Below are 25,721 nucleotides of genomic sequence, written 5' to 3' on the forward strand. Positions count from 1 at the left end.
CGAAAGGAAACCCATGCCAGCGCAAGACACCCGCCTCTGGTCCATCGACACGCCGAACACGAGCTATGTCGTGGCCGTGGACGAACAGGACCGCCTCCGCGGCCTCCACTGGGGACCGAGGCTGAGCCCCGACCAGGCGCTGGCCCTCCTCGACCTCCCCGAATCCCCGTTCCGTCCCGTCGTCGGACGCGAACCCCGCTTCGACCTCGGCGTCTTCTCCGCGTTCCAGTACGGCCACAACGGCCTCCAGGTCCGCTTCGCCGACGGCACCCGCGACCTCGAACTCGCCTTCACCGAGGCCATCGAAGGCGACGGCGAGCTGGCCTTCGTCTTCGCCGACCGGCACTACCCGCTCGAGGTCCGCGCCCGGTACCGCACCCGCCCCGGCTCCGACGTCATCGAGCGTTCGCTCACCTTGCGCAACACCGGCGCCGAACCGATCGAGGTCGTCCGCGCCGACTCGGCGACCTGGGTCATCCCCGGCCTCGACGCACCCCGGCTGAGCCAGCTCCACGGCGAATGGGGCGCCGAAACGCAGCTCACCCGCACCACGATCCCATACGGCGAGACGGTGATCGGCTCCCGGCGGGGGATCACCAGCCACCAGGCGAACCCGTGGGTCGCGATCGACGACGGCGAGGCCACCGAGACCTCCGGGCGGGTCTGGTCGACCGCGCTCGCCTGGAGCGGCACGTGGCGCATCACCGTCGAGAAGGGACCCACGGGCAGCGTCGTCGTCTCGGCGGGCTTCGGCCACGACCCGATCTCCATCCGCCTGGGCGGCGGCGAGACCCTGGAGACCCCGGTCGCGGCCGGGGTCCACACCGCCGACGGCTTCGCAGCGGCCGCGTCCGCCTGGCACGAGTACGCGCTCAAGCACGTCCTGCCCCACCCGGACGAGGTCCGCCCGATCCTCTACAACTCCTGGGAGGCCACGGAGTTCGACTTCACGGCCGAGGACCAGATGCGCCTGGCCGAGCGGGCCGCCGCGATGGGCTGCGAGCTGTTCGTCATGGACGACGGCTGGTTCGGCGCCCGCGTCAACGACCGCGCCGGGCTCGGCGACTGGACCCCGAACCCCGACCGGTTCCCGGACGGCCTGGGCCCCTTGATCAAGCACGTCCACGACCAGGGCATGCGGTTCGGGATCTGGGTCGAGCCGGAGATGGTCAACCCCGACTCCGACCTGTACCGCGCCCACCCCGACTGGGTCTACCACCAGCCGCACCGCAAGCGCAGTGAGGTGCGCCAGCAGCTCCTGCTCAACCTGGCCCGCCCCGACGTGGCCGAATACATCCACGCCCGCCTCGACGAGCTCTTGACCGAGAACGACATCGACTTCGTCAAGTGGGACATGAACCGGCCCTTCAGCGAGGCCGGCTGGCCGGGCGAAGACGACCCCGACCGGCTGTGGTTCGACCACACCCGCAACCTGTACGCGATCCTCGACCGGCTCCGCGCCGACCACCCCGCACTCCGGATCGAGTCCTGCTCCTCGGGCGGCGGCCGCGTCGACTTCGGGATCCTCCGCCGCACCGACCAGGTGTGGACCTCGGACAACACCGACGCCCTCGACCGCATCGCGATCCAGGACGGCTTCGCGCAGGTCTACCCCGCGCGGGTCATGGGCGCGTGGGTCACCGACTCGCCGAACCCCTTGACCCGCAGAGAGGTCCCGCTCGACTTCCGCTTCCACGTCGCGATGGCCGGGGTCCTCGCAGTCGGCGGCGACCTGCGGATCTGGAGCGACGCGGACCAGACGCGCGGCGCCGGGCTCGTCGCCGACTACAAGCGGATCCGCCCCACCGTGCAGCTCGGCCGCCGCCGCCCGCTGCGCGCCGGGAACGTCACGGGCGTCCAGTACGACCGCGGCGACCGCACGGTCGTCCTGGCCTGGCGCGCGGCCCGCTCCTTCGCGTACCCCGACCCGCTGCTGAAGCTCGCCGGGCTCGACCCCGACGCCCGCTACCGCGACGAGCGCACCGGCCGCGTCCACCACGGCGCGATCCTCGCCGCCCACGGCCTCGAACTCGGCCTGGACCCGGCCGACTACGCCTCGACGATGATCGAACTGCGCCGACTCCCGTGACCGGCGCCGGTGGCGGCGATTCCGCTTGCCGCCACCGGCCCGCTCCCGCAGAATGTCCCGATGCGCATCCGACCGGCCACCCACGCCGACCTCCCGCTCTTCCAGGACATCGAACGCGCCGCGGGGGAGTGCTTCCGCGACCTCGGCATGGCCGAGATCGCCGACGACGAGCCGCTGGGCTTCGCGGAGCTCGCCGTGTTCGTCCGGGCCGACCTCGCCTGGGTCGCAGTCGAAGACGAGCACCCCGTCGCCTATCTCATCGCCCTGCCGGTGGACGGCGCCCTCCACATCGAACAGGTCTCGGTCCACCCGGAGCAGGCCCGCCGCGGCATCGGCCGCGCCCTGATCGACCACGCCGCCGCCCGCGCCGCCACAGACGGCCTGGACTCGCTCACGCTCACCACGTTCACCGACGTCCCCTGGAACGCGCCCTACTACGCTCGCTGCGGCTTCGCGCCGATCGCCCCGGACGACCTGACCCCGGGGCTCCGCAAGATCCGCGAACACGAGACCGCCCTCGGCCTCGACCGCTGGCCGCGCCTCTGCATGCGCCGCCCCCTCGACTAATCCCTCCCTGGTCCCTGACGGCCCGCTCCGTCCGTTGATGCGCGAGTGCTCATATGCGCATCCCGTTGGTATTCAAGGTCACCGGAATCGAAGGCGCAATAGGACTTCATGTTGACAATGGTTTCCGTTACCATGATCAACAGACCCCGCCTCACGAATCCGAAGGACCCCCCCGATGACCCTGACCTCAGCGCTGCCGCGGGCCGGTGCCCTCGCCGCCGCGCTCCTCCTCGCCGCGCTGGCGGCGCCGGCCTCGGCGCAGCCCGCCGGTGACCGCACCGTCCTCTCGGTGGGGCACACCGACGCCATGCAGGTCTACCTGGACGGCGACCGGCTCGCGCTGCAGGTGAAGGACGACACCGGCGACGAGCCGGTCTACCGCCACCCCGACGACGTGCTGTTCCAGGTGCTGCCGCAGGCCGAGACCGCCATTCCCGAGGGCGGCGTCCTGGACTTCCTCGGCGAGCCCGGCGACCCGATCTGGGTCCTGCCGTTCACGCAGGACCACAGCCTGCTGTGGCCGGGCTGGAGCACCGAACCGCTCAACAGCGGCCAGTTGCGCGACAACCGGATCCAGTTGACGCTCGCCGCAGTCGAAGGCCCCGGCGACCTGGCGCTGTGGGCCCCGGGCAACCTCGGCGGCACCACCGTCCACTTCAACACCCGCGACGGCCTGCCGGACGCGATCAATGTCAGCGTCAACTCACACGTGCACGCCGCCTGGGCCTTCACCGCCCCTGGCGAGTACACGCTCACCTGGAAGGCCAGCGGGACCCTCGCGGACGGGACCGTGGTCGACTCGCCGGAGTACGCCTACGAGTGGGTGGTCGGCGAGCTCCCGGACGAGGAGCCCGACCCGGACCCCGACCCCGATCCCGACCCGGGCGCGCCCGGCCTCGACGACCGGCTCGTCCTCGACCGCGGGCACATGGACGTCTTCAACGGCGACGTCACCGATGACGGCGAACTGGTCATGAACGTCAAGGACAGCAGCGAGGTCCACGCCGACGACGTGGTCTACCGCGATCCGGACGACGTGGCGTTCCACGCCCCGCCCTCGACCCGGCTCACGCTGACAGAGGACATGGTGTCGCAGCCGGGCGGGGAGGCGCTCGGCGACGCCGGCGACGCCGTCTGGCTCCTGCCCGACACCGAGCAGGCCGGGAAGCTCTTCGCGGGCTGGAACACCGAGGACATCGCCGCCAGTGAACTCGCGGACGACACGATCACCTTGAACTTCACCGGCATGGAAGGCCCCGGCGACTTCAAGCTGTACCAGCTCGACGACTTCGGGGCGGTGAACATGCTGGTCGACTCGAGCGACGGGGCCCCGGACGGCATCACCGCGCGCTCAGGCACCCACGCCCACGCGAACTGGATCTTCACCGCGCCCGGCGTCTACACCCTGACGTGGCAGTACGCGACCGTCCTCGCCGACGGCACCGCCGTGACCTCGGACCCCGAGGAGTACGTCTTCGTCGTCGGCGAATGGCCCTCCGAGGACCCGGACGACCCCGACGACCCGGGCAACCCCGACCTCGAGCACACCCAGACCATCACCGCCACCGTGGACACGGACGCGGGCGGGCTCGTCATCAGCGTCGACCCGGACGACCGCGACGTGGTCCTCCCCGCCATGGCGCTCAACAGCACCGCCACCCGCTGGACCACCGAAGGCGAACTGCGCCCCGTCACCGTCACCGACACCCGCTCGGCCGACCCCGGCTGGAACGCCGCCGCCCAGGTCTCCGAGTTCTCCAGCGACGCAGGCGGATTCAGCAGCTCGCACCTGGGCTGGATCCCCGGCGTCGTCTCCTCCGGCGACAGCCAGCGGGTCGCGCCCGGCGCCGCCGTCCAAGGCGAACTCGACGGCGGCCCCGGCCTGTCCACCTCGCAGATCCTCGCCGCCGCCGCGGCCGGAGCGGGCAAGGGCACCTGCGTGCTCGGCGCCGACCTCCACCTGGACCTGCCCACCGACGTCGAGTCCGGGACCTACACCGCGCTCGTCACCTTCACCGCCATCTAAATAACCAGAAAGGCAGTTCCCTTGCGCACCATCGCGAAGTACTCCGCCGTCGCCGCGGCCGCCGTCGCGGTCCTGGCCGCGACCGCCGCCCCGGCCACCGCCCAGACCACGCAGAGCATCACGGTCCTCGACCGCGGCCACGTCGACGTGTTCGGCCTCGCCTACGAGAACGGCGTGCTCGACCTCCACGTCCACGCCGAGGAGACCGCCTCCGAGTACGCCCCGAACGAAGTGCTCCTCAAGGCCAACAACGAAGCCAAGACCACCGTCCCCGCCGGATACGGCTTCCTCGGCGCGGCCGGCTCCAACGTCTGGATCCTCCCCGACACCGAGGTCGAGGGCCTCCTCTTCGCCGGTTACGGCGCCGAGGAGATCATCCCCGGCGACTTCGTCGACGACAGCCTCCAGATCACCGTCCACGACGCCGAAGGCCGCGGCGACGTCGCGCTCTACACCGTGGACGACTTCGGCGCCGCGAACGTCCTCTTCGACTCCAACGACGGCGCGGGGACCTGGGAGGCCACGGCGGGCAGCCACGGCCACATGAACTGGGGCTTCTCCAAGTCCGGCCTCTACAAGCTCACCGTCGAGGCCGAAGGCGTCGACGCCGCCACCGGCCAGGCCGTCTCCACCGGCGAAGTCGACTACTGGTTCTGGGTCGAGGCCTAGCCACTGAAGCCACCCCGATGAGGCCGGCGGGGCCGGCCGGCCCACTCCCCGGACCGCCCCGCCCGCCTCACCCCCCATACCCGAGAAAGGAACCCCATGCGAACCCTCGCGAAATCCTCCATCGCCGCCGGTGCGATCGGCGCCGCCGCCGCACTGCTGTTCTCCGGCACCGCGCAGGCGCTGACCACGGTCGGCTCCGGCCACGTCGACGTCCTGGCGCTCGCCTACGACGACGCCGCAAACAAGCTCGACCTCAACGTGGAGCTGGCGAACGGCACGACCGCCGAACCCGCCGACGTCCTCTTCGACGTCACCAGCGCCCACCAGGCCACCACGACCAGCGCCACCGCCTGCCGCACCGACCTCGGCACCAACTGGGTCCTGCCGAGGCTCGACACCGCCGGGAAGCTCTGGGCCGGCTGGAACACCGACGGCCTCAACCTGGCAGACTTCGGCGGCTCGGTCACCGCCGACCTCCTCTCCTACACCGCCCCGACCGGCGGCCAGGTGGCGGTCTACGACGCCAGCACCGGCACCACCCGCCTCCACACCGACCCCGCCTGCGACGACGGCACGATCGCCGTCTCCGAGACCCACCACCACCCGACCTGGGTCTTCACCCAGCCCGGCACCTACACGCTCACCTTCCAGCTCACCGACACCCACATCACCGACGGCGCCGTGACCTCCGACCCGGTCACCTACACCTTCGACGTCGGCTAGCGACCTGGTTCCCTCCCACAGGAAAGCGGGGCGGTCCACTCCAGCGGGACCGCCCCGCACCTCCACTCTGTCACCCTGATCCGAAAGCGCCCCAGTGAAACCCATCCCCGTGCCGAACCTCAAGACCCTGAGCGCGGCCGCCGCCCTGGCCGCGTCGCTGACGGCCGCCGCCCTCCTCGCGGTCGACTCGGCCGCCGCCCAAGAGACGGCCGAGGACGAGCCCGCCGCCGTCACCTGGGGCGTCAACCCATCCAGCCAGGACGGACCGGACGGCCGGGCCGCGTTCGACTACGAGCTCGACCCCGGCGAGACCCTGATCGACTTCGTCGGCGTCTCCAACTTCGGCACCGAGCCAGTCACCGTCGACCTGTACGCCTCCGACGCCTACACGACCGAGACCGGCACCTTCGACCTCCTGCCGTCCAGTGAGGACCCGATCGACGTCGGCTCGTGGATCGGCTTCAACGAGCCGCGACTCGGCATCGACCCGCAGACCCGCCTCGACGTCCCGTTCGCGCTCACCGTCCCCGCCGACGCGACCCCCGGCGACCACGTCGGCGGCATCGTCGCGGCCGTCACCGAGACCGCGACCGACGCGGACGGCAACGAGATCCAGGTCGAGCGGCGCGTCGGCGTCCGCATCCACCTGCGCGTGACCGGCGAACTCGACCCGAACCTAGTCCCCGAGAGCGACGACGAGGCCTTCCACTACACGTGGAACCCGATCGAACCCGGCGACCTGAGCTTCGCGTACGCCGTCGCGAACACCGGCAACGTCCGTCTCCAGGGGACGCTCGTCGCCCGCGTCTCCGGACCCTGGGGCCTCCTCGAGCGCGAGTTCACCGTCGCCGAACTCCCGCAGATCCTCCCCGGCGACCGGTACGAGGGCACCGCCCGCCTCGACGGGGTCTGGCCGCTCCTCTACGAGCACCTCGACCTCACCGTGCGACCCGAAGCGGTGAACGAGGCCGACGCCGAAGCGCCGCTGCCGTCCCGCTCCGACGAGACCGGCCTGTGGGCCCCGCCCTGGACCCAGGCCGCCGTCGCAACCCTGCTCGCCCTCGCAGCCTGGATCTGGGTCAAGACCCGCAAACGCAAGCGGCGCAACACGGTCCAGCCCGAACCCGAGCCCGCCGACGACAAGGAAAAGGAGCCCGCCGAAGCATGAGGACCATCCTGACCGCCGCGACCGCGGCCGCCGCGCTGCTGCTCACCGCCTGCTCCGGCGCGGGAGGCGACAGCGACGGCGTCGACGTCGTCGTCACCACCGAACTCATCAAGGACTGGACCGAAGTCGTCGGCGGCGACCGCGTCGACGTCGAGACGATCGTCCCGCCCGGCGGCGACCCGCACTCCTACGAGCCCAGCCCGAACGACGCCGCGAAGGTCGCCCGCGCCGAACTCGCCTTCACCAACCACCTCCTCCTCGAAGACCACCCGCTCATCAAGCTCTTCGACGCGAACGTCCCCGAAGGCGTCCCCAACCTTTCCCTCGCCGAGAACGCCGAACCCTACGGCGCCAAGCTCATGCCCCTCGTCGAGAACATCACCCTCGACACCGTCTGGCTCGGCTTCGGCGTGCGCGGCGAGACCGAGACCCGCTCCGCCGAGATCGGCGTGCGTCTCACCGAGTTCACCGGACCCGGCCAGGCCGCCATGTTCCTCACCGACGCCTTCGGGCAGCCCGAGATCTACTGGAACACCGCGGACGGCCTCGCCGAGGACGACGTCATCACCCTGCCGCCCAACGCGCACACGCACGTCAACTGGACCTTCACCGAACCGGGCGTCTACACCCTGACCGCCGCCGCCACCCTCACCGACAACGGCGTGTCCACCGAGGCCGGCACCGCCGTCTTCACCTACGCGGTCGGCGTCAACCCCCGCGAAGTCCAGCCCGGCGCCACGGTCCTCGACAGCGGCCACGTCGACCTCACCGTCGACCTCGACGCCAAGGACTTCATCGCCCGCGACGACGACCGGGGCGAACTCGCCACCGACGCCGTCGTGATCGACGTGCCCACCAAGGCGATCGAGGAGATCCCCGAAGGCGACCAGTTCGCGTTCCTCGGCGCCGCGGGGGAGGAGGTCTACCAGCTCCCGCAAGCCGTCCTCGGCAAGCACGTCCACGGCGAGATCGACCCCCACCTGTGGCAGGACGTCGCCAACGCCAAGGCCTACGTCCAGGTCATCGCCGACGCCCTCATCGAACGCGACCCCGACGGCCGCGACACGTACGAGGCCAACCGCGACGCCTACCTCGCCCAACTCGACGCCCTCGACACCGAAGTGGCCCAAGCGATCGCGACCATCCCCGAAGCCGACCGCCAGCTCATCACCACCCACGACGCCTTCGGCTACCTCGCCGAGGCCTACGGCATGCAGATCGCCGGGTTCGTCGTCCCCAACCCCGCCGCCGAATCCAGCGCCAAACAGGTCGAGGCCCTCACCGAGACCATCGCCGACCTGCAGGTCCAGGCCGTCTTCGTCGAACCCAACCTGCACGCCCGCGCCTCCGTGCTGCGCCAAGTGGCCGAGGACCAGGGCGTCCAGGTCTGCACCCTGCACGGCGACGCCCTGCCCCAAGACGCACCCACCTATATCGACATGATGCGGCAGAACGCCTCCGAGCTGAGCCGCTGCCTGGGAGGAGACCAATGAGACGACACCACCGGATCGGAGCCCTGACGGGGGCCGCCGCGCTGGCCGCGGGCCTGTGGGCCGCGCCCGCGGGCGCGCAGCCGGCCGAAGGGCTCGCTGAGTTCGCGTCCGAGGGCTCGCGCCTGGAGATCAACGCGCCCGCCGAACTGGAGACCGTGCCGTCGCTCGTCCCCGAACGCGAGGACTTCGCGTTCCTCGGCGACGCGGGCGACCTGGTGTGGGTCGCCGGGACCGTGGACGGCCAGACCTTCCCGATGCTCGACGCGAGCGAAGCCGACGCCGATGTCGCAGTGTCCCTGAAGAAGACCGAGGGCCCCGGCGAAGCCTGGCTCTACACCTTCGAGGGCACCGGCACGGCCGCGCCGCTCGCCACGACCGCCGACGCCGCCGCGTTCACGCTCAAGGCCGGGACCGCGACCCCCGTGGTCCTCGCCGTGGACGCCCCGGGGGAGTACACGCTCGAACTCGTCGCCAGCGAGGACGCCGGAGGCTCGGTCGCGCCGACCGGCCACGGCCAGGCCGCCACCGCCGCGCGCGCCAGCTACAGCGTCACCGCCGAGGACGCCACTGCTGAAGAGGCCCAGTCGATCGCGGCGGGCGGGAACAGCGGCGGCGCGCAGGCCGACACCGCCTGCACCGTCATCGGTGACGGCCACATCGACATCGGCCCGCGCTTCGTCGACGGGACCTGGACCGCGCAGCTGCGCGACGACACCGCCTCAGAGTCAGTGTGGCGCGACCTCGAGGACGTCGTGCTCCAGGTCCCCGACGCGGCGTTGTTCCCGATCCCCGAGGGCGACTTCGGGTTCCTCGGCGAGACCGGCCAGGAGATCTACATGCTGCCGCAGGTCCAGGCCTCCGGCATCGTCTGGCCCGGCTGGAACACCCAGGACAAGACCGTGATCGACGGCGTCCCCGGCGCGGTCGACTGGAATCTCACCGAAGTGGACGGTCCCGGCGAGTTCACGATCTTCCTCACCGGCACGTTCGGCGGCGCCGAAGTCCTCTTCGACTCCTCCGAGGCGCTGCCGCAGAAGGTCTCGATCCCGCGCAACACCCACGCGCACGGCAACTGGACCTTCTCCGAACCGGGCGTCTACCGCCTCACGGTCGAGTTCACGGCCACCACGGGCGACGGCGACAAGGTGACCGACACCAAGGACATCCAGCTGGCGGTGGGCTCCGCGGCCGACCCGAACGAGGCCTGCGAGGGCGGCGGCTCCGGCGACAGCGGGTCCGACTCGGACGACGACGACAAGGGCGGCTTCCTGCCGACCACCGGCACCGGCTGGCTCCTGTGGGGGCTGGGCGCGGCGGCCGTCGCGGTCGTGGTCGGCGTGATCATCATGGTCGCGACCCGCAAGCGCCGCAGCACCGCCGAGGCCGCCGCCGGAGACGCCGATGCGAGCTGACCTCGACAACGCGGGCCTGGACGTCACCGGGCTCGCGGTCACGCTGGGCGGCAACCAGGTCCTGCACGATGTGGACCTGGCCGTCGCCCCCGGCGAGACCGTCGGCCTGATCGGCCCCAACGGGGCGGGCAAGACCACGCTCCTGCGCACCGTCCTCGGCCTGCTCACTCCCGACGCCGGGGCCGTCCGCATCGCCGGACGCGCCCCGCGCGCGGCGCGCGGCGACTTCGGCTACGTGCCGCAGAAGCACGAGTTCGCGTGGGACTTCCCGATCACCGTGGGCGCGGCGGTCCTCAACGCCCGCACCGCCACCCGGTGGACGAGCCCCCGCAGGGCCGACCGCGAGGCCGCCGCGCGGGCGGTCGAGCGCGTCGGCCTCGCCGACCTCGCCTCGCGTCCGATCGGGGCGCTCTCGGGCGGCCAGCGCCAGCGCGTCCTCGTCGCCCGCGCGCTCGCCCGCGAACCCGGGCTGCTGCTCCTCGACGAGCCGTTCACGGGCGTCGACGTCCCGACCCAGGAACTCCTGGTCGGGCTCCTGTCCCAGCTTGCCGAGGAAGGCACCGCGATCCTGATGACCACCCACGACCTGGCGCAGGCCCGCGCGGTGTGCACGCGCCTGTGCCTGCTCAACCGCACCGTGGTCGCGGACGGCCCGCCGTCCGAACTGGAGGACCCGTCGCTCTGGCTGCGGGCCTTCGGGGTCGCCGAGTCGGCGCTGCTGCTCACCGGCACCGCGCGGGAGGCGACATGATCGAGTGGCTGGCCGAGCCCTGGCAGCTCCCGTTCATGCAGCGGGCCTTCCTGGTCGCGCTGATCGCGGCGGTTGTCTGCGTCGTCGTCGGCACCTTCGTGGTCCTGCGCGGCATGGCGTTCATCGGCGACGCCGTCGCCCACGCGGTGTTCCCCGGCGTGGCGGTCGGGTTCGTGCTGCACGCGAACCTGTCGCTGACCGGTGCGGCCGCCGGGATCGTGACGGCCGTGGCGATCGCGCTGATCAGCCAGTCCCGGAGGCTGAACGAGGACACGGTGATCGGCGTCTTCTGGGCTGGCTCGTTCGGCCTGGGGATCGTGATCGTCTCGACCCAGGACGCCTACACCGGCGACCTCACCTCATTCCTCTTCGGACAGATCCTCGCGCTCGGCGACGGGGACGTGATCGCCGTGGCGGTCGTCGGCGCGGTCCTGGTGGCGCTCACGTTCGTGCTGCGCCGCCAGCTCATCGCCGTGAGCCTCGACCGTGAGACCGCGAAGGCCACCGGCATCCCGGTGCTGGCCTTGGACATCGTCCTGTACGCGATGGTGACGGCCGCGATCGTCGTCGCCCTCCAGGCGGTCGGCAACGTCCTCGTCCTGGCGCTCCTCGTGACCCCGGCAGCCACGGCCCGCATGGCGACCGAGCGCCTGGCCACGATGACCATCGCCGCGTCCGTCGTCGCGGCGTTCGGATCGGTTGCGGGCCTGTACGTCTCGTACCACTACGACCTGGCGGCCGGAGGCATGATCGTCCTCGTCCTCACCGGGCTCTTCCTCCTCGCCTGGCTCGCCGCCCCGAAGCACGGCCTCCTCTGGAAGCGCCGGGCCTCGGCATAGCGGGGCGGCCGGTCGCGACCGGCCGCCCCGCGCTCACCGACCTGACCTGCGGCCCCACACCGAGACCAGCGGGTAGGAGTTGACGGTGAAGCCGGGATGCTCCAGGAGCGCCCAGAACCGGGTCAGCTGCTCCTCGCTGACGCCGTCGCGCAGGAGTTCGGGCGCGAGCTGCTCGGTGTTGTAGCGGTACAGGCCGATGCCGGTCCCGCCGCCGTCCCAGGCCTCGGCGAACGTGCGCGAACCCATCTCGACCAGTCCCGTCTCGGCCATCGCCGCGAAGACCTTGCGGCCCCACCGGTGGTCGGCGCCGAACGATTCGAGGCGGCGCACGAACGCGTCGTTGACTGTCGTGAACAGCGCCTCCGCCTCCGGATAGGGGGAGCGGAGCACGGGGGTCCACGAGCAGTCGAACTCTTCGAGCAGCAGGTGCCCGCCGGGCTTGAGCGCGGCGACGATCCTGGCCAGCGCCTCCCGGCGATCCTGCAGGTGGATGAGGACGAGCCTGGCGTGCACCAGGTCGAATGCGCTGTCCGGCAAGGCGTCCGTCGTGACGTCGTGCTGTGCAGGGGTGAGGTTCGGGCGTGCGGACTCGGCCGCCAGTCGGGGTTTGACGTCGGTCGCCAGGACCGACCCCGTGGGGCCGACCCGGTCGGCCATCCATGCGGCGACCGACCCGCCGCCGGCGCCGATCTCCAGGCACCGCCAGCCCGCGCCGATCCCGAGCCGCTCCAGGCAGTCGCGGGTGTGGGGGTCGTAGCGGTCCTCGAGGACGTTGAACCGCCCGGGCGTCTGTGCGGCGTCGTTGTCGAGTGCGTACTGGTTCACGGGTCCTCCGGTGCGAAGGCGGGCTTGCGGAGTCAGGGCCGGTCGAGGTCGGCCGCGCAGGGCACGGCCTCGGGTCCGAGTGCGGACGTCAATGTATTACAGCGTCCACACTGAACGGTGGATGCGGACGGGCTCGGTGCATCTTCCCTGGCCGGTCCGGGCCGGGGCCGTCAGCGCGCGGGGCCCGGCGCGTCCGTGACGTGGGCGGCGTGCGAGAGGGCCTGCTCGACGAGCGGTCTGATGTGGTGGTCGGACACCGAGTAGTAGACGAAGGTGCCTTCACGGCGGGTCGTGACGAGCCCGGCGAGGCGGAGTTTCGCGAGGTGCTGGCTGACGGCGGTGGGGCGCGCGCCGGTGAGGTCGGCGAGGCACGCGACGTTCTCCTCGCCTTGCAGGAGCGCCCACATGAGCTTGAGGCGGGTCGGGTCGGCGAGCATCCGCAGCGCCTCGGCGGCGACGCGGGCCTGCTCGTCGCCCGGCATCGTGAAGTCCTCGATCCCCTCGTGCATGGGCTCAGCTTACCCCGTCTTGCTATCTGCGTATCTGCGAATATAAGATGATGCGCATGTTCAGGAGTATGTTCCGGCTGGCCGACGTCCGCTGGGCCGCCGCCGCCCTCGCCCTCTTCGCCGCCGGCGGCACCGCCCAGCTCGCCGGCGCCCCGACCTGGGTCTGGCTGCCCGCCTACCTCGCCTGCTACGCGGCCGGAGGCTGGGGCCCGGCATGGGAGGGCCTGACCGCGCTCCTGAAGCCGCGCTTCGAAGTCGACCTCCTCATGGTCATCGCGGCCGTCGCCGCCGCGGCGATCGGCCAGTGGTTCGACGGCGCACTCCTCATCGTCATCTTCGCGACCTCCGGAGCCCTCGAGGCGGTCCTCACCGAACGCACCGCCGACTCCGTCCGCTCGCTCCTCGAACACGCCCCCGACCGGGCCGTCCGCCTGCGCGACGGCCGCGAGGAAGACGTGGACGCGGCCGACCTCGCGGTCGGCGACCTCGTCCTGATCCGGCCGGGCGACCGCGTCCCCGCCGACGCCGCGGTCGTCTCCGGCGAATCGGAGGTCGACGAGTCCGCCCTCACCGGCGAGGCCCTGCCCGGCCGCAAAGCCGTCGGCTCGCAGGTCTTGGCCGGGACCGTCAACGGCACCGGCGCGCTCGAAGTGCGCGTCGACCGCGCCAGTGCCGACACCGTGCTCGCCCGCATCGCTCGCCAGGTCGAGGAGGCCTCCGAGGCGAAGTCCAAGACCCAGTTGACGATCGAGAAGGTCGAGCAGCCCTACTCGCTGGCCGTGGTCGCCGCGACCCTCGCGCTCATCGGCCTCCCCCTCGCCTTCGGGGCCGCCTTCGAGCCCACCCTGCTGCGCGCCATGACGTTCATGATCGTCGCCAGCCCCTGCGCGATCGTCCTGGCGACCATGCCACCGCTCCTCGCCGCCGTGGCGCTCGCGGGCAGGCAGGGCGTGCTCGTCAAGAGCGCCTTGATGATGGAGCGTCTCGCCGAAGTCGACCGCGCCGCGTTCGACAAGACCGGGACCCTGACGACCGGGCGGCCCGAGGTCGAGCGGATCACCGCCTTCGACGGCGACCCGGCCCGGATCCGCCGCCTCGCCGCCGCCGCCGAAGCCCGCTCCGAGCACCCCGTCGGCCGCGTCCTCGCCGGACTCGCACCCCACGCCGACGCGAGCGAGTTCCAGGCGATGCCCGGCCGCGGCGTGCGCGCCGTCGTCGACGGCACGGAGGTCCTGGTCGGACATCCGGTCCTGCTCGACGACGCCGAGGACGACCCGAAGGCACGCGAGACCGTGGGCGAGTTCGCGGCCGAAGGCCTCACGGTGGCCGTGGTGATCGCCGACAAGCGGCCCATCGGCGTCATCGGCCTCACCGACGCCGTCAGACCCGATGCCGCCCAAGCGGTCGACGCCCTGCAATCCCGCCTCGGCACCGACCCGAGGCTCCTCACCGGCGACCACCCGGCCGCCGCACGCCGGGTCGCCGAGGCCGTCGGCATCCGCGACGCCGAGGCCGCGCTCCTGCCGGGCGACAAGGCCGAGCGGCTCGCCGGGACCCGCACCCTCTACATCGGCGACGGCGTCAACGACGCGCCCGCGCTGGCCTCCTCGCACGTCGGCGCCGCGATGGGCGGCACCGCCTCGGACCTGGCGCTCGAATCGGCGGACGTGGTGCTGGTCGGCCAGCGGCTCACCGCGCTCCCGGCAGCGGTCGACCTGGCGCGCAAGGCGAGACGCGTCGCGCGGGCGAACCTGGTCTTCGCCGCGGCGGTGATCGCGGTCCTCGCGACCTGGGACCTCGTCGGCGAGCTGCCGCTGGTGCTCGGCGTGGCCGGACACGAGCTCTCCACGGTGATCGTGGGCCTCAACGGCCTGCGCCTGCTCAGCCGCCGCCACTGGAACGAACGGGTGCGGTAGCGGCCTGCCGCGTCCGGCTACCCTCTGCGGGTGAACAGCCTCGCCAGCGCCAGCACCGACCGGGTGCCCGTCATCGTCCTGTCCGGCCACCTCGGCGCGGGAAAGACGACGCTGCTGAACCACCTGCTCAGCCGCCCGGGCGCGCGGGTCGGCGTGGTGGTCAACGACTTCGGCGCGGTGAACGTCGACGCCGCGCTCGTGACCGGGCAGATCGACGAACCGGTCTCGATCGCGGGCGGCTGCCTGTGCTGCCTGGACGACGTCAGCGGTCTCGACGACGCCTTGGAGAAGCTGACCGACCCGCGCCGCCGCCTCGACGCCGTCATCGTCGAGGCCAGCGGCATCGCCGAACCCGGGGCACTGGCCTGGATGATCCGGGCCAGCAAGGTGGAGCGGGTGCGGCCGGGCGGCGTGGTCGACGTCGTGGACGCCGTCGAGCATTTCAACACAGTGGACCTCGACAGCCTGCCGACGGCGCGGTTCGCGGTCGCGACCTTGGCGGTGGTCAACAAGATCGACCGCCTCCCGGCCGACCGGGCGGAGTCCGCCGTCGCCGCGATCGAGGAGCGCATCCGGAAGGTCAACCCGGGCATCCACATCGTGCGCACCTCGCGCGGGCGGGTCGACCCGGAACTGGTGTACGACGTCGCGTCTGCCGAAGACCCGCCGGACGAGCTTCCCCTTGCGGCCCTTGCCAGGCAGGCGCACCACCACGAGGCCCACCGGCACGCCGCGGCGGTGACCGTCGAGACCGGCACCCCTGCGGACCCGGGCCGCCTGGTCGACCTGTGCGAGCACCCGCCGCCGGGCGCCTACCGCATGAAAGGCACGGTCACCGTCGACACCGGCCGCCGCCTCCAGCGCTTCACGGTGAACGTCGTCGGCGACCAGGTCCACATCGCCGACAGCGCCGGGCGCGCCCCAGGCAGCGCACTCGTCGCGATCGGGACCCGGCTCGACCCGGACGCGGTGCGGCCGCGGATCGAAGCCGCGCTCGCCCCTCCCGACGGCCCCGACCCCGAAGGGCTCCGCCGACTGCTGCGCCTCCGCGACCTCAGCGGCTGACACCGCGCCCCCATCGGTTAAACTGACAACCATTTCCATTAGTGAAGGGTTGTCGATGAAGAAGCTGCCGGTCACCGTCTTGTCGGGGTTCCTCGGCGCGGGCAAGACGACGCTGCTCAACCACGTGCTCGGCAACCGCGAAGGGCTGCGCGTCGCGGTCATCGTCAACGACATGAGCGAGATCAACATCGACGCCGACCTGGTACGGGACGGCGGCAGCCTGTCGCGCACCGAAGAGCGCCTCGTCGAGCTGAGCAACGGCTGCATCTGCTGCACCCTCCGCGACGACCTCCTCGAAGAAGCCGCGAAGCTCGCCCGCGACGGCCGCTTCGACTACCTCCTCATCGAGTCGAGCGGCATCTCCGAGCCGATGCCCGTCGCCGCGACCTTCGCGTTCGGCGAACTCGACGAACAGGGCGGCCTGCTCTCCGACCTGACCGAACTCGACACCATGACCACCGTCGTCGACGCCGCGAACCTCCTCGTCGAACTCCAGCGCGGCGACGACCTCGCCTCGCGCGGCCTCGACGCCTACGAGGACGACGACCGCACCGTCTCCGACCTGCTCGTCGACCAGATCGAATTCGCCGACGTGCTGGTGCTCAACAAGACCGACCTCGTCACCGCCGCCGAGGCCGACCGCGTCGAAGCGGTCCTGCGCCGCCTCAACCCCGAAGCCCGCCTGGTCAGATCCGCCCACGGCCGCATCGACGCCGCGACAGTGCTCGGCACCGGCCGCTTCGACCTCGACCGCGCCCAGGAGGCCCCCGGCTGGGTCAAGGAGATCAACGGCGAGCACGTCCCCGAGACCGAGGAGTACGGCATCTCCAGCCTCCTCTTCCGCGACCCGGCCGCATTCCACCCCGAGCGGCTGTGGCGGCTCGTCCAAGACCTCGACTCCGGCCGCTTCGGCACCGTCCTGCGCTCCAAGGGCTTCTTCTGGCTCGCGACCCGCCCGCACGTGACCGCCCTCTGGTCCCAGGCCGGCGCGGTCGCCCGCTTCGACCCCTTCGCCGCCCGCGAAGCCGACCAGGGCCAGGAACTCGTGTTCATCGGCGTCGCCCTCGACCATGCCGCACTCGAACACGCCCTCCGCGAATGCCTCGCCCGCGAAGGCGAACCGATCGGCACCGACCCCTTCGAGCCCTGGGACGCCCACGGCCTCGACGACCACCACGACCACGCACACGCCGGGAGCGCGCATTGAGCAAGCAGATCGCACTGGACTACGCCGAGCACACCGCCTGGCTGCTCGACAGCGCACTCAAGGACGCCGAACGCTACCGGCGGATAGCCGCCGACCTCGTCGAACCCGGCGACCGGCGCGCCGCCGACATCGGCTGCGGAGGCGGCGGCATGGCCGTCGCGCTCGCGGGCCGGGTCGCCCAGGTCGTCGCGTTCGACTCCGACCCGGCGGTGCTCGACGCGGCGCGCGCCTACGCGGCGCAGTGCGGCGCGGACCTCGCGTTCGCGCTGGGCGACATCGACTCCGGCACCGACGCGCTTATTGCGGCGCTGGGCGGTCCGGTCGACCTGATGTGGGCCGGGCACGTCGTCCACCACGCGGTGGACCAGCAGGCCGCGCTCGGCGCCCTGGTGTCGGCGCTCGCGCCCGGCGGGCGGCTCGCGCTGGCCGAAGGCGGCATCGGCGCCCGCGTCCTGCCCTGGGACGTCGGCGTCGGCAGGCCCGGCCTGCAGGCGCGGCTCGAGGCGGCCGGGAGCGAGCGGATGATCGCCGAGAACCGCGAGCGCGGCGCGGTGCCGATGCCGTACGGCTGGACGGCGGCCCTCGAACGGGCGGGCCTCACCGAGATCCGGACCTTGAACGAGTTCATCGACCGTCCCGCGCCGCTGACCGGCGGCACGCTGAACGAGGCCCTGGAGAACCTGGAGGCGCGCGTCGGCTGGTTCGCCGACTTCCTCGACGAGGACGACAAGGCGGCCTGGAAGACCCTCCTCGACCCCGAATCGCAGGACTGGCTCGGCCGCAGGCACGACCTCCACCACCTGGAGGTCCGCTCGATCCACCTGGGCCGCAGGCCCGAGGCCTGACCGCACCCGTCCCGGGAGCGCCGCGGGCCCGCCGTCGACACTGCGTGGGCGGACGCGCCTCGCGGCTCCCGCGGCGGCGCGGGTCCCCGTGGCAACCTGAGCCGTCCGATCGAAGGAGTGAGATGCAACCAGGTGCATTGTGGAGCATGGGGGACTACGCCTCCAACGGCGACCGCTGGGCCGAGGCGAGCCTCCGACTGGCCGGCGAGCTCGTGCGGCCCGGGCAGACGGTCCTCGACATCGCCTGCGGCCCAGGGCCGTTCGCCATCGCGGCCGCGCTCGCCGGGGCGGAGGTGACCGCCCTCGACGCCGCCCCGGCGCTCCTGGAGACCGCGAGGCACCGGGCCCGGGACGCGGGCGCCGAGGTCGCGTGGGTCGAGGCCGACATGACGGCCGTCCCCCTCGGCGACGACGCGTTCGACCTCGTGGCCTCGGCGTTCGGCTGCATGTTCGCCCCCGACCCGGAGGCGATGGCCGCCGAACTCGTGCGCCTGTGCCGCAGCGGCGGGCGCATCGCGGTCCTCGCCTGGACCCCCGAGTCGGCGTTCGGCGCGATGGCCCCGCTCGTCGGCCCCTACCTGCCGGGCCCCGGAGGAACGTCGCCGGTCGAGCGCTGGGCCCGGCCCGCGAGCGTGAGGGCGGTCTTCGCGGGCCTGCCCGTGCGCCTCCAGTTCGCCGTGCGCACGGTCGACGTCGTCTGGGACGGCCTCGACCACGCCGTCCGCGACATCACCGAGCACAACCCCGCCTGGCTCGGCATCCGCGCCGCCGTCGAGCCGACCGGCCGCTGGAGCGACCTCGAATGGGACCTCCGCGCGCTCCTGGCCGCGCGCGGCCGCGAGGAGCCCGGCCGCTTCACGCTCCCGGTCGACTACCTGGAGACGCTCGCGGCCAAAAGCTAAGGGGTGTTCACCCGCTGCCCGACCGATCTGCCCGATTGCCGCGTTGTCGGGCCGCTGCATACAGCACCGGTATGCAGCGGCCCTGCCGCCTTGCGCGCGAATGGACTCGGATGCCGACTCGCGGGGGACGCCTCTAGCCCGCGGGGCGGAACAGGAGTTGCGGCACTCCGTCGATGTCGATGCGGCTCACCGCGATGCGGTAGACCGGCTCGATCGTCTCGGGAGTCAGGACCTCGGACGGCGGTCCCGCCGCGGCGACGCGGCCCTCGTCCAGCAGGACGAGGGTGTCGCAGTAGCGGGCCGCCAGGTTGAGGTCGTGGAGGACCGCGATCGTGCACAGCGGCAGGCGTTTGACGAGGGCCAGGATCTCGTGCTGGTAGCGCACGTCTAGGTGGTTCGTCGGCTCGTCGAGGAGCAGGTGCCCGGCGGCCTGGGCGAGGGCGCGGGCGATGAGGGCGCGCTGTCGCTCGCCGCCGGAGAGGGCCGCCAGGGGCCGGTCCGCGAGATGGTCGACGCCGGTCTGGCGCATGGCCTCTCGGGCGGCGTCGCGGTCGTCGGCGCTGTAGGAGCTCCAGCCGCCGCGGTGCACGGAGCGGCCGAGGAGCACCGATTCCCAGACGGTCAGCGGGAACTCGCTGTGCTCTTCCTGGGCGACGGCGGCGAGGCGCTCGGCGCGTTCGCGGGGCCGCAGTGCCGCCAGGTCGTCCCCGTCGACCGTGGTCTTCCCGCCCGCGCGGCGGACCGCGCCGAGGAGGGCGCGGAGCAGTGTGGACTTGCCGCTCCCGTTGGGGCCGACCAGACCGGTGACGCGGCCGTCGGCGGCCGTGAGGTCGACCCCGCCGAGGGCGGCGGTCCGGCCGTACGCGACGGCCAGACCGCTCGTCTCGATCATGCGGCGGCGCCCGCGATCACGGTCTCGAGGCCGCGCAGCGCGCCCTGGTCGGGGTTGAGGTCGGTCGCGCCGACGCCGATGATCCGGTCGTTGCGCACCGCCTGGAGGTCGGCCGCGCCCGGCTCGGCCAGGAGCTGGGCCTTCGCGTCCTCGAAGCTCTCGCCGTAGCCGCCGTAGCTGAGAACGATCACCTGCGGGTCGGCGTCGAGCAGGGTCTCGACGCTCGCCTCGAAGTAGGCCGACTGCTCGGCGGCGTAGACGTTCTCGAGGTTCGCGCGGCCGAGCACGTCGTGCGCCATGCTGAGCCCGCCGTGGGCGCTCATCGTCGAGGAGGCGGACCAGTAGTAGACCGAGGCGACGGTCTGCGTCTCCGCCGCGGCCTGTGCCTCCAGTTCGGACAGTTCGGCCTGGAAGTCCTCGACGCTCGCGGCCGCCGCCTCCTGGGTGCCGAAGACCTCGCCGTAGCGTTCGATGTCCGCGAAGACCGAGTCGAAGCCGATCGCCTCCACCACGGCCCCGTCGTGGTTGCACTCGCCCGCGACGACGAGGTTCGGGATCCCGGCGGCTTCGAGCGCTTCCGGTGCGGCCGTGAAGAGTCCGTACCCGACGACGATGTCCGCGCCGGTGCCGATGATCGTCTCGGCGGCCGGGTCGGCGGGGTCGACGACCTCGACGTCGTCCGGCGGGTTCTGGAGCCCCTCGGGCAGCGGCGCGGAGAACTCGCCGGAGCGGGCGACGATCCGGTCGGTCGCCCCGGCCGCGTCGAGCAGCGCCACCGCGCTGTGCCCGATGGTCAGGACCGCTTCAGGCGCGGCCTCGATGGTGACCTCTTCGCCGCAGTTCGCGACGGTGAGCGGGTACCCGGTGTCGGCCGCGGCGGTCTCCTCGGTCTGGGGGCCGGAGCCGCACGCGGCGAGGGTCAACGTCAGGGCGGCAGCGGTTGCGGCGGGGATGAGCTTGGGGCGCATCGGGATCGGGTTCTCCTTAGGGTCGGGTGTTCAGCGCGCGCCTTGGCGGCGCACGAGGACGATGAGCAGGGGCGTGCCCACGAGAGCGGTGAGGATGCCGAGGGGGATCTCTCCGGGGGCGAGGAGCGTGCGGGCGAACGCGTCGGCCCACACCAGCAGGATCGCTCCGGCGAGGGCGGAGGCGGGGACGACGAGGCGGTGGGACGCACCGACGAGCAGCCGCACGAGGTGCGGCACGACGAGGCCGACGAACCCGATGGCTCCCGCGACCGCGACGGCCGCGGCGACGGCGAAGCCGACGAGGAGCGCGGCCATGGCGCGGAAGCGGGTCGGGTCGGTGCCGAGGCTGTGGGCGGCGTCGTCGCCGATGGCGAGTGCATCGAGCTTCCGGCCCCACCCGGTCATGGCGAGCGTGATCACGACGGCGGCGGCAGCGGCGATCGGCAGGTTTCCCCAGTGCGCCTGGGCGAGTGAGCCGAGGGACCAGAACATGACGGCGCGCGCGCCGTCGCGCGAGTCGGACGCGAAGATGAGGAAGTTGGTGAGCGCCGAGAGCGCGAAGGCGACGCTGATCCCGGCGAAGACGAGGCGCGCGCCGATGAGGGTGCCGCCGGTGCGGGCGACGGCGAAGACGAGCGCGATAGCGCCCAGTGCGCCGACGAGCGCGGAGCCGGTGAGACCGAAGACGCCTGCGCCGAAACCGAAGAGGATGCTGGCCGCGGCTCCGGTGGACGCACCGGAGGCGACGCCGAGCAGGTAGGGGTCGGCGAGCGGGTTGCGCACGAGGGCCTGGACGGCCGCGCCCGCGACGGCGAGGGCCGCGCCGACGCACGCGCCGAGCAGGGCTCGCGGGGCGCGCAGGCCCCACACGATGTTGTCTTCGGCGACGGACCAGTCGGCGGCGCCGATGTCCAGCAGGTGGTGGACGAGGACGCGGGCGACGGTGCCCGCGGGGATCGGGACGGGTCCGAGGCCGACGGCGATCGGGATCGACACGACCAGCGCCGAAGCCAGCAGGGCGATCCACGTCGCGCCGAGTGCCGCGCGTCGCCGTCCTGGTGTCGCGGAACGGGTCTCGGCCTGCGCTTGCGCCTCAGCGACCGTCGTCATCCGGCCCCTCTCGGTGATCAACCCAGCTATTGACAATCATTTGCAACAAGTTAACATAATGCAAATCGTTCTCAGTAGCCCCATCGACCGAAGGGCCCCCGTTGATCCATCTGCGGCTGATACCCCTGGCGCGCAACGCGGCTCAGCTCATGGCGCTGCTCATCCTGATCGGCACGGCCGTCAGCGCCGCCGCCATCGGCCAGGCCCTCGTCACCGCCGAGGTCTTCTCCGGCGTCACCACCGGGCGCTCCCTCGCCGACCTGACGCTCTGGCTCGGCCTGCTCGCCGCCGCCCTCTGCGCCCGCCCCGCCCTCGTCTTCGCCCGCGAGCTCACCGTCCACGCCGTCGCCACCCGCTTCAAGTCCGATCTGCGCGCCCGCCTCCTCGACGCCCAGACCGAAGCGGGGCCGATCGCGCTCGGCCGCGAGCGCAGCGGCCACCGCCAGTCCCTCATGACCGACGCCGTCGAGAACCTGGAGCCCTACTTCGGCCGGTACGTCCCGCACCTCGTCGTCACGGTCGTCACCTCCATCGGCGCGGTCGTACTGCTCGCCTTCATCGACCCGGTCGTGGCGGCCGTGACCGGCGCCGTCGCACTCGCCGTGCCGCTCACGCCGCGCCTGTGGGACAAGCTCCTCGCCGACCGCGGCGAGTCCCACTGGGCGGCCTACGCCGACCTCAACGCCGACGTCGTGGACTCCTTGCGCGGCATGGCGACCCTGAAGACCCTCAACGCGGCCGGACGCCGCCGCGACGACCTCGCACGCTCCTCCCGGAGCCTGCTCGACGCGACGCTGCGCCAGATGAAGGTCTCCTTCGTCGAGTCCGGGCTCACCGCAGTGTTCCTCCTCGCCGGGCCCGCGATCGCCCTCGCCGTCGGCGTCGCCCGCGTCGGCTCCGGCGCGCTCGAGGCCACCGCGCTCTTCGCCGTCGCCCTCGTGGCCTTCGAGGCCTTCCGGCCCTTCAAGGAGCTCGCGACCCACTGGCACGCCGGGTACTTCGGCGTCGCCGCCGGACGCCGCGTCCTCCCGATCCTGAACGCCCCCAGGCCGGACGCTCCCGCCGCGCCGTCCCCGGACCCGCGCTTCGACACGAGCGCCCCCGCGATCGAGGCCGCAGGGCTCGGCTTCACCTACCCCGGAGCTGAGACGCCCGCGCTCGTCGACGTCGACCTGTCCGTGCCGGTCGGCGCCACCCTCGCACTCGTCGGCCCCTCCGGATCCGGGAAGTCCACGCTCGCGAACCTCCTGCTGCGCCTGGCCCTCCCGGACGAGGGCGACCTGCGCATCGGTGGCGTCCCCACCCGCGATCTCGCGCGCGAGCAGTGCACCGCCGCGGTCGCCGTGGTCTCCCAGTCGCCCTTGCTGTTCGCGGGCACCGTCGCCGAGAACCTGCGCCTCGTCGCACCGAACGCGGACGACGACACCCTGCGCCGCGCCCTCGCCGCCGCCGGAGCGACCGAAGTGGACGACGAGCGCCGGGGCGGCCTCGACACCCCCGTCGGCGACGGCGGCGCCCTGCTCTCCGGCGGCCAGCGCCAGCGCCTCGCCATCGCCAGGGCGCTGCTCAAGGACGCCCCGGTCCTCGTCCTCGACGAAGCGTCGAGCGCCCTCGACGCCCGCCGCGAAGCCGAGGTCTACGCCGCCCTCGCCGGCAGGCGGACCAGTACCGGCATCCCTGTGACCACTGTGGTCATCGCCCACCGGATCGCGTCCGTACGCGACGCCGACCGGATCGCCGTCCTCGACGGCGGCCGCGTGGTCGAGACCGGCGACTGGGACACCCTCATCGCGCGCGACGGCCTGTTCGCCCGGCTCGAACGCGCCCAGCGAACGGAGGTCGGCGTCTGATGCGCCACGACGGCAACGCGGCGCTCCTGCGCCCGGTCCTGCGCCTGCTCGGCGTCATCGACGCCCACCGCGGCCTCTTCTGGCGCTCCACCTTCAGCATCGCCGCGTTCCAGGTCTTCGCGGCCGTCGCCTCCGGTCTCAGCGCCTACGCCGCGGCCGTCCTCGTCGAGGACCCCGCCGACGCCGGCCTCGCCTGGACGCTCCTCATCGGACTGTTCAGCGCCGTCGTCGTCCACAGCGCGTTCGTATGGGGCGAGTCCTGGATGAGTCACGTCCTCGCTTACAAGGTCCTCGACACCCTGCGGCTGCGCCTGCACGACGCGATCGAGCGCGTCAGCCCCGGCGGCATGAAGCGCCGCCGCGCGGGCGAGGTCTCCGGCGCGGCCATGGCCGACATCGAGAGCCTGGAATGGTTCTACGCGCACACCGTCGGCGCCGCCATCTGCGCGGTCGCCGGGCCCGCTTTCGTCATCGCCGCACTGTTCGTCCTCATCGGACCTGCCGCCCTCATCGCCCTTGCGGGCGTCGCTGCGCTCCTCGCCGTCCCGTGGCTCATGGGCCCCCTTCAAGCCCGCCAGGGCAAGGCCGTCCGCGACGAGCTCGCCGAGCTCAAGGCGATCTCCCTCGAAGGCGCCGAAGGCCTGCGCGAGATGCTCTCGCTCGGACTCGCGGGCCACCAGCGTCGCCGCCTCCTCGACACCACAGCGCGCGTGCAGCGGCGCAAACGCGCCTTCGCCCTGCGAGCCGGGGCCGAGAGCGCCGCCGCGGACCTGGTCGTCGCTGCGACCATGATCGCCTTCGTCGTGGCACTGGCGGACGCCGTGCGCGCCGGGGACCTGGCCCCGGCCCTGTTCCCGGCCGCCGTGGTCCTCCTCGCCGCCGCGTTCGCCCCCGCTGCCGGGGTGTTCCCGATGTTCCAGCGCCTGGGGGAGATGTCGGCCGCCGCCGCCCGCGTCCTCGACGTCGTCGACGCCCCCGCGCAGGTCGCGGAGGCGGACGCGCCCGCGACCGGCCCCCGGGCGGGCGCGGTCCGCTTCGAAGCCGTCGACTTCGCGTACGAACCCGGCACGCCAGTCCTCAAAGGACTCTCATTCGCCGTCGAGCCCGGCGAGCAGGTCGCCCTCGTCGGCGCCTCGGGAGCCGGGAAGACCACCGTCGCGCACCTCCTCGTCCGCTTCTGGGACCCCGATGCGGGCCGGATCGTCCTCGACGGCACCGACACGCGCGCCATGCGCACCAGCGACCTCCGCGAACGGATCGCCCTCATTCCCCAGCAGCCCTACGTCTTCCGCGGCACCGTCCGCTCCAACCTGCTCCTCGCCGCGCCCGACGCCACCGACGACGCGATGTGGAAGGCCCTCGAAAGCGCGCAGCTCGCCGACACCGTCCGCGACTGGCCCCAAGGCCTCGACGAACCGGTCGGCGAGAACGGATCCACCGTCTCCGGCGGGCAGCGCCAGCGCCTGGCCATCGCGCAGGCGTTCCTCCGCGAACCCGACGTCCTCGTCATGGATGAGGCCGCCGCCCACCTCGACGCCGTCGGCGAGCAGGCGCTCGCCCGCGCCGTCGCCGAAGTCCAGGCCGGGCGCACCACCATCGTCATCGCCCACCGGGTCTCCACGATCCGGCACGCCGACCGCGTGGTCCTCCTCGAAGACGGCGCGGCCGCCGCCGAGGGCACGCACCCGGAACTGCTCGAGCGCAGCGCCGCCTACCGGTCGCTGCTCGCCCGGGCCGCCGACACCGGAGCCCCCGCTCCGGCCGCGACAACGATGCATTAGGAGGTGCATCATGAAGCAGCAGAACAAGATCGTGGTCGAGCCGGTCGCGACCGAGCGCGCCGCGGAGAAGCTCCCCGCGCCGAACTCGAACAACCACGCCACGGTGTCCACCGC

General features: G+C 72.5%; 22 protein-coding genes. 17 read left to right on the forward strand and 5 right to left on the reverse strand.

Going from position 1 to position 25,721, the window contains the following annotated elements; all coding sequences use genetic code 11:
- Positions 1-13: 13 nt before the first annotated feature.
- From ACGGCP_RS14565 to ACGGCP_RS14610, 10 genes are all read left to right on the forward strand, one after another.
- Positions 14-2,089: an alpha-galactosidase gene (locus ACGGCP_RS14565; RefSeq protein ID WP_392966021.1), complete on the forward strand. Its 2,076-nt coding sequence runs from the start codon at positions 14-16 to the stop codon at positions 2,087-2,089.
- 60 nt (positions 2,090-2,149) lie between these two features.
- The gene (locus ACGGCP_RS14570; protein ID WP_392966024.1) at positions 2,150-2,656 is read left to right on the forward strand and encodes a GNAT family N-acetyltransferase; all 507 of its coding nucleotides are present in this window, start codon (positions 2,150-2,152) and stop codon (positions 2,654-2,656) included.
- Between the two features lie 175 nt (positions 2,657-2,831).
- Positions 2,832-4,682, forward strand: coding sequence for a choice-of-anchor M domain-containing protein (locus ACGGCP_RS14575; protein WP_392966027.1), 1,851 nt, complete (start codon positions 2,832-2,834; stop codon positions 4,680-4,682).
- A 21-nt stretch (positions 4,683-4,703) separates the two neighbouring features.
- Entirely contained in the window at positions 4,704-5,351 is a 648-nt protein-coding gene (locus ACGGCP_RS14580) for a choice-of-anchor M domain-containing protein (protein WP_392966029.1), read from the forward strand.
- Between the two features lie 96 nt (positions 5,352-5,447).
- Positions 5,448-6,074: a choice-of-anchor M domain-containing protein gene (locus ACGGCP_RS14585; protein WP_392966032.1), complete on the forward strand. Its 627-nt coding sequence runs from the start codon at positions 5,448-5,450 to the stop codon at positions 6,072-6,074.
- Positions 6,075-6,168: 94 nt separating this feature from the next.
- Entirely contained in the window at positions 6,169-7,242 is a 1,074-nt protein-coding gene (locus ACGGCP_RS14590; RefSeq protein WP_392966034.1) for a WxL protein peptidoglycan domain-containing protein, read from the forward strand.
- Complete coding sequence (locus ACGGCP_RS14595) at positions 7,239-8,735, forward strand: anchored repeat ABC transporter, substrate-binding protein (protein ID WP_392966037.1); 1,497 nt, start codon at positions 7,239-7,241, stop codon at positions 8,733-8,735. Before ACGGCP_RS14590 ends, ACGGCP_RS14595 begins: the two co-directional genes overlap by 4 nt.
- Positions 8,732-10,147: a TIGR03773 family transporter-associated surface protein gene (locus ACGGCP_RS14600; protein ID WP_392966040.1), complete on the forward strand. Its 1,416-nt coding sequence runs from the start codon at positions 8,732-8,734 to the stop codon at positions 10,145-10,147. Before ACGGCP_RS14595 ends, ACGGCP_RS14600 begins: the two co-directional genes overlap by 4 nt.
- Positions 10,137-10,898, forward strand: coding sequence for an anchored repeat-type ABC transporter ATP-binding subunit (locus tag ACGGCP_RS14605; protein ID WP_392966042.1), 762 nt, complete (start codon positions 10,137-10,139; stop codon positions 10,896-10,898). Before ACGGCP_RS14600 ends, ACGGCP_RS14605 begins: the two co-directional genes overlap by 11 nt.
- Positions 10,895-11,737, forward strand: a complete 843-nt coding sequence (locus tag ACGGCP_RS14610) for an anchored repeat-type ABC transporter permease subunit (protein WP_392966045.1) — start codon at positions 10,895-10,897, stop codon at positions 11,735-11,737. The genes ACGGCP_RS14605 and ACGGCP_RS14610 overlap by 4 nt, the downstream gene beginning before the upstream one ends.
- Before the next feature lie 33 nt (positions 11,738-11,770).
- On the opposite strand, the gene ACGGCP_RS14615 is transcribed toward ACGGCP_RS14610, so the two are convergent.
- Positions 11,771-12,562 carry a class I SAM-dependent methyltransferase gene (locus tag ACGGCP_RS14615; protein WP_392966048.1) on the reverse strand — a complete coding sequence of 264 codons (792 nt, stop codon included), beginning with the start codon at positions 12,560-12,562 and terminating at the stop codon, positions 11,771-11,773.
- Between the two features lie 170 nt (positions 12,563-12,732).
- On the reverse strand, positions 12,733-13,071 hold the full coding sequence (locus ACGGCP_RS14620) for an ArsR/SmtB family transcription factor (protein ID WP_392966051.1): 339 nt from the start codon (positions 13,069-13,071) through the stop codon (positions 12,733-12,735).
- A 56-nt stretch (positions 13,072-13,127) separates the two neighbouring features.
- On the opposite strand from ACGGCP_RS14620, the gene ACGGCP_RS14625 reads away from it, so the two are divergent.
- From ACGGCP_RS14625 to ACGGCP_RS14645, 5 genes are all read left to right on the forward strand, one after another.
- Entirely contained in the window at positions 13,128-14,987 is a 1,860-nt protein-coding gene (locus ACGGCP_RS14625) for a heavy metal translocating P-type ATPase (RefSeq protein WP_392966053.1), read from the forward strand.
- Between the two features lie 30 nt (positions 14,988-15,017).
- On the forward strand, positions 15,018-16,052 hold the full coding sequence (locus tag ACGGCP_RS14630) for a CobW family GTP-binding protein (RefSeq protein ID WP_392966056.1): 1,035 nt from the start codon (positions 15,018-15,020) through the stop codon (positions 16,050-16,052).
- Positions 16,053-16,107: 55 nt separating this feature from the next.
- Positions 16,108-17,259, forward strand: coding sequence for a GTP-binding protein (locus ACGGCP_RS14635; RefSeq protein ID WP_392966060.1), 1,152 nt, complete (start codon positions 16,108-16,110; stop codon positions 17,257-17,259).
- Complete coding sequence (locus tag ACGGCP_RS14640) at positions 17,256-18,104, forward strand: class I SAM-dependent methyltransferase (protein WP_392966063.1); 849 nt, start codon at positions 17,256-17,258, stop codon at positions 18,102-18,104. Before ACGGCP_RS14635 ends, ACGGCP_RS14640 begins: the two co-directional genes overlap by 4 nt.
- Positions 18,105-18,226: 122 nt before the next feature.
- Positions 18,227-19,006: a class I SAM-dependent methyltransferase gene (locus tag ACGGCP_RS14645; protein ID WP_392966065.1), complete on the forward strand. Its 780-nt coding sequence runs from the start codon at positions 18,227-18,229 to the stop codon at positions 19,004-19,006.
- Between the two features lie 133 nt (positions 19,007-19,139).
- Here ACGGCP_RS14645 and ACGGCP_RS14650 read toward each other — a convergent pair whose 3' ends face one another.
- From ACGGCP_RS14650 to ACGGCP_RS14660, 3 genes are read right to left on the reverse strand one after another with little or no spacing between them, the layout of a single operon-like run.
- On the reverse strand, positions 19,140-19,898 hold the full coding sequence (locus tag ACGGCP_RS14650; RefSeq protein WP_392966066.1) for an ABC transporter ATP-binding protein: 759 nt from the start codon (positions 19,896-19,898) through the stop codon (positions 19,140-19,142).
- Positions 19,895-20,866 carry an ABC transporter substrate-binding protein gene (locus tag ACGGCP_RS14655; RefSeq protein ID WP_392966069.1) on the reverse strand — a complete coding sequence of 324 codons (972 nt, stop codon included), beginning with the start codon at positions 20,864-20,866 and terminating at the stop codon, positions 19,895-19,897. The genes ACGGCP_RS14650 and ACGGCP_RS14655 overlap by 4 nt, the downstream gene beginning before the upstream one ends.
- A gap of 30 nt (positions 20,867-20,896) precedes the next feature.
- The gene (locus ACGGCP_RS14660) at positions 20,897-21,976 is read right to left on the reverse strand and encodes a FecCD family ABC transporter permease (protein WP_392966071.1); all 1,080 of its coding nucleotides are present in this window, start codon (positions 21,974-21,976) and stop codon (positions 20,897-20,899) included.
- 149 nt (positions 21,977-22,125) lie between these two features.
- On the opposite strand from ACGGCP_RS14660, the gene ACGGCP_RS14665 reads away from it, so the two are divergent.
- Positions 22,126-23,826 carry an ABC transporter ATP-binding protein/permease gene (locus tag ACGGCP_RS14665; protein WP_392966073.1) on the forward strand — a complete coding sequence of 567 codons (1,701 nt, stop codon included), beginning with the start codon at positions 22,126-22,128 and terminating at the stop codon, positions 23,824-23,826.
- On the forward strand, positions 23,826-25,607 hold the full coding sequence (locus ACGGCP_RS14670; RefSeq protein WP_392966075.1) for an ABC transporter ATP-binding protein: 1,782 nt from the start codon (positions 23,826-23,828) through the stop codon (positions 25,605-25,607). The genes ACGGCP_RS14665 and ACGGCP_RS14670 overlap by 1 nt, the downstream gene beginning before the upstream one ends.
- Positions 25,608-25,721: the final 114 nt, after the last annotated feature.

Source organism: Glycomyces sp. NPDC048151 (assembly GCF_043202775.1).
In the GTDB taxonomy this organism is placed as follows: Bacteria; Actinomycetota; Actinomycetes; order Mycobacteriales; family Micromonosporaceae; genus Glycomyces.